Genomic DNA, 7,336 nt, shown 5'->3' with positions numbered 1-7,336 from the left:
CGGGCCGTGCCGCTGCCCGGGGCCGGTGACGGGGCATGCGCCCGGCGAACCCGCGGGTGCGACCGCGCGTCCGCCCCGGATTCCATGGCCGGCCGTAGCTTGCCGTACGTCTGCCCCGCCCAGGCACCGCACCGGTTCCGCTACGCGCCGAGCCGGCTGTGGGCCCAGGTCTGCAGCTCGGAGTCGGCGAGGCTCGCGACCCACAGATCTGCCTGCTCCGCCTCCGGGCCCGGCGGGCGTTCCCCGATGCCGATCACGCGCAGGCCCGCCCGGCGGGCCGACTCCATACCCGTCAGCGAGTCCTCCACGGCCAGGGCTTCCTCGGGCGGTACGCCGCAGAGGCGGGCCGCCGCGCTGTAGACGTCCGGCTCCGGCTTCGGCCTGATGTCCTCACCCGCGACCACGACGTGGTCGAAGCACCCGAGGAGCCCGGCGCGGTCGAGGCAGGACTCCACCGTCGTGCGGGGGCAGTTGCTCGCCACGGCGAGAGGCCGGCTGCGCGCGGCCAGCCGGACCAGCGCGGCGGCGCCCGGCATGGTGACGGGGTCCTGGTCGACGAGCGCGGTGAAGCTGCTGAGCAGCGTGTCGGCGAGATCGTCGGCGAGGTCGGGCTTGCCGGTCTCCTGGGCCATCAGCGCGCCGCACTCGGTGTAGTGCACTCCCTTCGAGCGGTCGGCGAATCCGGCAGGTGGTTTCAGCCCGAAGACGCGGAAGGTGACGTTCCGGGCCTCCTGCCAGTGCCGTTCCGTGTCCATCAGGGTTCCGTCGCAGTCGAAGACGATGGCGGACGGGGACCAGGAGAGGATGCGATGAGCTGTCATGTAGCTGCCGTTCTCGGAGGCTGCGCCGAGCCGCTCGGTGTGGGGCGCAGACGGGTGCCGGGATGGGGGATGCACGCGCGGAGGAAACGGAAACGGGCGATGCGGGACGACAACGGCGACCAGGTCGGTTCGGGTGGGCGCGCCGTGGCGGACGCAGGTCGTCAGGACCGGTCCGTACGAAACATCGTGACCATTACGTTAATTAGGGGTCTCGATTTTCCGCAATCACCAATTCGAGTGCATGGGAAAGGGTCGGCGGAGGGCTACGGAGTTCCTTCCCCGTAACCGGACGGCCAGGGCCCGACGGCGGGAGTGTGGCCGATTCGCCTGGTGGGACCGGTTGTCCAGGTCGCTGCTGCCTCGATCGGAGACGGGGCGGCCGTGTCATGCGAAACGATTCTTCCGCCGGCGCGCCGGATTGTGCGGAGCGGCCCGTGCACACGGACGGACGATGAATAATAAGATCTTCGCGCGATGCGACTGCGCCCTCCGCCAAGGAGGGTGTGTCCTTTTGCGGGGTGACACTAGAACATGTGAGTGAAGGTGGAACACATGCAGGACAGGGCGCGAGAAACGCGCAGAGTGCTTCTGGAATCAGCGGCACATCTATTTGTCGAACGGGGATATGCGGGAACGAGTGTCAATGACATAAGTGACCACTCGGGAAAGACCAGCGGGGCGATCTATTTCCATTACTCCAGCAAGGAGAAGCTCGCGCTCGCCGTGGTCAGGGAGCAGTTCGCCACATGGCCGCAGCTCGCCGCCGCCTACGCCGCACCGGAGATCCCTCCGCTGGAGAAGCTGATCGCCCTCAGCTTCGATGTGGCGCAGTCCCTCCGCGACGACGTCCTCGCGCGGGCCGGTGCGCGGCTGTGGGCGGAGCGGCGCGGTATCGAGTCCGCCCTGCCCACACCGTTCGGTGCGTGGGCACTGGCCGTCACCCGGCTCCTCGCCCAGGCCCGCACGCGAGGGGAGCTCGCGGAAGGCGTCGAGCCGTCGGCCGTGGCCGGCGCCCTCGTCTGCGCGTTCTACGGGCACTGCACGTTGACCGACGAGATGCCGGGCAGGTGGGACTGGAGGCAACGGCTGGAGCAGTGGTGGCAGCTGGTGCTCACGTCCCTGCAGGCGAAACCCGACCCGGTGGCCCTGCTCGCCCGGGCGAGGGGCCGGTTTCCCGCACAGCCCGAGGGGCCGGCCGGCCACCGCACCCGGCGCCGGGCGATCGCGGCGTCGCCGGGGGCGGGTCCCCGCTGACGGCCGTGGGACGAAGGAGCCGGCGGACCGTGTCGACGAGCCCGCCCAGGGCGGCGGGAAACGGCCGGCGCGAAGGGCCGGCACGGCGTGCGCCCGTCCGGCGCCGCGGGTCGCGCGGCGCACCTCCGCCGTGTCCGGTGGGGCCGTCCCCTCGTGCGGCCGCGCCGGTGTGTGCCCGGTGTGCCCGCACGCTCCCGGCGGGCGGGCACCCACCGGCGTTTGGAGTACCCCAACGTCGGGCCGGCCGTTGCCGTGAGGCCGGGCGAGACCGTAAGACGAGGGGTGGGAGGTTGGTCCGTTGGCTCTGCCGGCACCGGACGCGGCGGAGCGGAAATGGGCCATTGGCCCAAGAGGCCGGGCCGCGGTTGTACCACCAGCCTCTCGGATGCTGAAATGGTTCCGTCGATGGCGCTGCGGATCCCCCGGGATCCTTGCGGCGCCTTTCTCATGTCCGCGCTGGTCTGCGTGCGAAAAGAAACGGGGCAACGTGCTGAAGAGGGCGTTCGTGGCACACGATCCGGGACGCGTGCGGCTGCGGTTCGCGTCCCGGGCCGTGCTCGGCATCGGGCTCGCCGTGGCTGTCTGCGGAGCGGTCGGCCACTCGCTGGCGGCGGCCATCACCGGTGGTCTGGCCGCGCTTCTCGCGCTGTTCACGGTGACCGACCCGACGGTGCGCGGGCAGGCGGCCACGACCGCGCTTCTCCCCGTCGCCGGTCTCCCGGTCCTCACGCTCGCCGCCGTACTGCACGACATGCCCGTCGCGCGTGACCTGGCGTTCCTCGCCGTCGTGGGGGCGGGGGTGTACGCGCGGCGATGGGGACCCCGCGGACACTCGCTGGGCGTGTTCGGTTTCATGGCCTATTTCTCCGCCCAGTTCCTGCACACCGTGCCCGGCCGTCTGCCCGAGCTCTACGCGGCCGTCCTGCTGTCGCTCGTCGCCTCGTCGGTGGTGCGCTTCGGTCTGTGGTGCTACGAGCGACGGCTCCCGGTCCCCGCGGTCGCCGCCCTTCCCGACGGGGCGACGGGGCTCGAACGCATCACGACGCGGCAGGCCGTGCAGGCCACGGCGGGGGCGGCGTTCGCACTCGCCGCCGGACAGGTCCTCTCCGACCAGCGCTGGTACTGGGCCGTCGGCGCCACCTGGTGGGTGTTCGTGGCGACGACCTCGCGCGGCGAAGCGGTCGTGCGCGGGTTCAGACGATTCCTGGGGACCGTGCTCGGCATCGGCCTGGGCTTCGCCGTCGCCGTGCCGCTGCACCATGAGCCGGTCGTGGCCGCCGTGGTCGTGGCGATGAGCGTGTTCGGGATCTTCTACACCGCCGCCGTCTCCTACACCTGGATGATGCTGGCCGTGACCGTGATGGCGAGCATGCTGTACGGGCTGCTCGGAGTGCTCGACGCCGGTCTGCTCGTGCTGCGGGTCACCGAAACGGCGGTCGGTGCCCTCGGTGCCGTACTCGCCGTGCTGTTCGTGCTCCCGGTGACCACGCACTCCGTGACCGAGGCATGGGTGGAGCGGGCACTGCGGTGCGTGCACGCGTGCACGGCGGAGGCCGCCGCCAGGATCGCCGGTGGCGAGGAGGCCGACCCGCCCGCCCGCGTCGCCGAGCTGGAGGCGATCCTCGGCCGGGTGCGCCTGTCCCTCGCTCCGCTGGTGCATCCGCTCAACCCGGTGGCGGCGCGGAAACGACGTGCGCGGCAGGTGCTCGGGCTGCTCGACGACTGCGTACGCGAGGTTCGGGGGCTCGCCTCCGTCGCGGCCGACCCGGAGGCATCGCACGACATCCGGCTCGCCGCGGCCTGCTGGCGGGTGGAGGCCGCCGTGGAGGCGCTCACCGCCGCGCCGGCTGCCGGGCGGAACCCCGGAGCGGACAGGGAGGCGGTCCCCGAGCCGTCGGGCGCCGAGCCGGTGCTCGCCCATCTCCACGCGCTCGAGCGAGCCCTGCTCGACCTGGCCGTGCCCCTGCGGAGGGCGGGCCACGTCACCGCGGGGGCCTGATCCGTCGCACGCGGCGAGCTCGCGGTGCTGAGGCGGGCGGAGAGCCGGACGGACGGAGCGCCGGACGGAGGATGGACGGACGCACGGTGGACGTCCGGACGGTGGACGGACACACAGTTGGTCTGAACCAGAAAGGGCTGCCTGCTACGGTCGGAGGAAGATCGCCACGGACGTGAAGAGGGGTAGCGCGATGGGCAGCAGCAGTGCCGGGCGGGCATTCATAGGGTCGTTCACCTCGGCGGGCGGGCACGGGATCACCGCCGTCGCCGTCGACCGGGACACCGGAGCGCTCACCGTACTCGCGCGTACGGACGCCGTCGCGGACCCCTCCTTCCTGGCGGTCGGCAGCGCTCCGGACGGGGGCGGTGCGGTGCTGTACGCCGTCAGCGAGGGATCCGACGGGGCCGTGGCCGCGTTCGCCGTCACCCCTGACGACGACGTACCCCGGCTCATCGGCGAGGCCCGCCCGGTGGACGGGAGCAGCCCCACCCACCTGGCCCTCGCGGCCGGCCACCTCCTCACCGCGAACTACGGCTCGGGCAGCGTCACCGCTCTGCCCGTGCGCACCGACGGTTCACTCGGACCGGTGGCGTCCGTACTGCGCCACGAGGGCAGCGGACCGGACCCGGACCGACAGTCGGGCCCGCACGCGCACCACGTGCTCGCCGATCCCTCGGGTCGGTGGGTCCTGAGCGTCGACCTCGGCACGGACTCCGTGCGCGTCTGCGCACTCGACCCCGCCACCGGCGCGCTGCGGCTGCACGGCGAGGCGGCGATGCGTCCGGGCACCGGACCCCGCCACCTCGCATTTCACCCGTCCGGGGGACACCTCTACGTCCTGAACGAGCTCGAACCGACCCTGACCGTGTGCCGCTGGGACGCTGCGGCCGGGCGTCTCGACCCGGTCGGCGAGACGCCGGTGCTGCCGCACGACGCGGACACGGCGGACCCGGAAGGCGCGGAGCGGACGTACCCCTCCGAGGTGGTGGTGTCGCACGACGGACGGTTCCTGTGGACGGCCAACCGCGGCCACGACAGCATCTCCGTGCTCACGCTCGACGAGACGGGCGAGAAGCCGGCCCTGGTCGCCGCCGTGGGCTGCGGCGGGCACTGGCCGAGGGACCTCACCCTCGATCCCCGGGGACAGTGGCTGTACGCCGCGAACGAGCGCTCCGGTAACGTCAGCTGGTTCGCCGTCGACGCGGAGACGGGCGTGCCCGCCCACGCGGGCTCCCTGGACGCCCCGGCCGCCTCCTGCGTGGTCTTCGCCTGACGCACGGTGCGTGGCGCGGCACGCCACGCCACACGCGCCGGACCAGGAACCACCTGGTCCGGGGCCTGCGCACAACGCCTCCTGGTCCACGCGGACGGCCACCGGCCCGCCGGTCCGTCCGCCGGAGCCGGCCGTGAGCGGCCGGTCGTCCGTGCTTCGCGGGCCCGCCGCGCCGTGATCCCCCGGACGCCCGTACACGCCTGCCCGCCCGGCGCCCGGACGCGAAGGGCGGCATCGGCCGGAGCTCCGGCCCGTGCCGCCCGACGGGGTGCGGGGCGGACGCGTGTCAGTGCGCCTGGACCGCTCCCTGCGGCGTCGCCGGCGTGATGCCGAGTCTCGTCGCGTACAGCGAGAGCACGAGCTTGCCGATGGCCGGGTACGCGCCCAGCGGCTCGGCGGTCGCGCAACCCGCCTCCTTCGCCGCGGCCTCCAGCAGGTCGGCGTCGATCTCCGGCCCCACGAGGTACGGCGCGAGCGCGAGCTGTGCGGAACCCGAGCTCTGCAGCTGCCGGGCGATCGAGGCGACCGAACCGTCCACGTCCAGGGCGGCCGCCATCACCGGCACGGCCAGGCGGGCGGCCAGCAGCATCCCCGTGATGCCGGCGGCCTGCACGGCCTCCTCGCCGCCGACCGTGGCCAGCACGATGCCGTCGGCCGCGGTCGCGACGGTGAACAGCCTGGCGCGGTCGGCGCGGGCCAGCCCGGCTTCCGACAGACGCACGTGCAGCGCCTCGGCGAGCAACGGGTGCGGGCCGAGCGCGTCCGTCAGCTCGGTCTGCGTACCGCTGTCCGCGACCGCCTGCCGTATGCGCCTGAGCAGGGCGCTGTCCGGCCCCGCGAGCAGGGGGACCACGACGGCGGAGGGGCCTGCGGGAGCGGCGACCTCACGGCCCGCCGCGACGGCCTGCTCGTAGCGCGCGGTGCGCTCGGCCGCCGCGTCGACGAGCACGGAGGCGAGTGCGGGGTAGTCGGCGTCGTCACCGTCGAGGTATCCGATCCGGGCGTTCAGGCCGGGCAGCTCGGAGCGGGCGATGCTGGTGACTTCCTCGGCCAGGCCACGCGTGGCCGAGGAGGGGGTACCGGGAACAGCGAGAACGAGCGCGGCAGCGCCCTCGGGTGCGACCACGGGCTCCGGGCGGCGGTGCCGTCCGGACTGGCGAGGTCGCGGCATTCGTACAGGCAGGCCGGAAGCGGGCCCAGTGGGGGTGCTCATGGCGTGGCATGCTACTGGCTCTGCCCGCACCCCGGATCGGGGAGGGGGCGGTCGGGCGTCATCTGTCCGCTTATGACCGGCTCGGTGGCATAACAGGCAACTGCCCAGCTCTGTCCGGCCGAATGGCCGCGTGCGGCGCTCACTCCGCCTCGGGCACGTGGAGGAGCGTCGGGTGGGTCGGCAGCCGAAGCGCCGACCGGGCGAGAGCGCGGGCGATCTCCAGGGAGCCGTGCAGCGGATCCCCCGCGGCGGGTACCAGGCGCGCCTGCGGCACCTGCCGCGCGAGTTCGTGCCGCAGCGGGTCGAGGAGCGGGTCACCCATCCTGAACAGACCGCCCGTCAGGGCGATTTCGACGCTCTCACCGCCGGCGGTGCCGGTCTTCCCGGCCCCGGGGCACACGGCCGCCGCCGCCTCGGCGATGTGCGAGGCGGCCGCCAGCAGGATCCCGGCGGCCACCTCGTCGTCCGCGGCGCAGGCCGCCACCTCGGGTGCGAAGGAGGCCAGCAGCGCCGGCCGGTCGGTCCTCGGGTACAGCAGGGCGGGAAGACCGGCCGCGGCTCCGAACACCGCCTCCAGCCGCGCCAGCAGCGCCGGGGAACCGCCCCGGCGGCCGTCGTGCGCCCGCATCGCCGCGTCGAGCCCGGCCCGGCCGATCCACGCGCCGCCCCCGCTGTCGCCGAGCAGATGGCCCCAGCCGTCCGCCCGCCTGAGACCCGATCACGTCCGTGTGAGACCCAGATCACCCGCCTGACCTGCACGAGGACCGTACGCAACG

Annotated in this window: 5 protein-coding genes and 1 pseudogene; 3 read left to right on the top strand and 3 right to left on the bottom strand. The window is 73.4% G+C overall.

The window, feature by feature from the left end; translation table 11 throughout:
• Positions 1 to 140: 140 nt before the first annotated feature.
• Complete coding sequence (locus ABZ371_RS26320) at positions 141 to 821, bottom strand: HAD family phosphatase (protein ID WP_358683967.1); 681 nt, start codon at positions 819 to 821, stop codon at positions 141 to 143.
• Between the two features lie 552 nt (positions 822 to 1,373).
• Between ABZ371_RS26320 and ABZ371_RS26315 the strand changes: the two genes are divergently transcribed.
• The 3 genes from ABZ371_RS26315 (at position 1,374) to ABZ371_RS26305 (ending at position 5,347) form a co-directional block, all read left to right on the top strand.
• Entirely contained in the window at positions 1,374 to 2,075 is a 702-nt protein-coding gene (locus ABZ371_RS26315; RefSeq protein ID WP_358683965.1) for a ScbR family autoregulator-binding transcription factor, read from the top strand.
• 487 nt (positions 2,076 to 2,562) lie between these two features.
• Positions 2,563 to 4,074 carry an FUSC family protein gene (locus ABZ371_RS26310; RefSeq protein ID WP_358683963.1) on the top strand — a complete coding sequence of 504 codons (1,512 nt, stop codon included), beginning with the start codon at positions 2,563 to 2,565 and terminating at the stop codon, positions 4,072 to 4,074.
• A gap of 190 nt (positions 4,075 to 4,264) precedes the next feature.
• Entirely contained in the window at positions 4,265 to 5,347 is a 1,083-nt protein-coding gene (locus tag ABZ371_RS26305) for a lactonase family protein (RefSeq protein ID WP_358683961.1), read from the top strand.
• Positions 5,348 to 5,633: 286 nt separating this feature from the next.
• Here the strand turns inward: ABZ371_RS26305 and ABZ371_RS26300 are convergent, their stop codons facing one another.
• Positions 5,634 to 6,560, bottom strand: coding sequence for a hypothetical protein (locus ABZ371_RS26300; RefSeq protein WP_358683959.1), 927 nt, complete (start codon positions 6,558 to 6,560; stop codon positions 5,634 to 5,636).
• Between the two features lie 139 nt (positions 6,561 to 6,699).
• Positions 6,700 to 7,269 (bottom strand): annotated as a pseudogene (locus ABZ371_RS26295) (BadF/BadG/BcrA/BcrD ATPase family protein); the annotation flags it as partial.
• Positions 7,270 to 7,336: the final 67 nt, after the last annotated feature.

Source organism: Streptomyces sp. NPDC005899 (assembly GCF_040629645.1).
Lineage (GTDB): Bacteria > Actinomycetota > Actinomycetes > Streptomycetales > Streptomycetaceae > Streptomyces.
The sequence above is the reverse complement of the archived record's forward strand: the minus strand, read 5'-3'. Positions and strand labels throughout refer to the sequence as shown.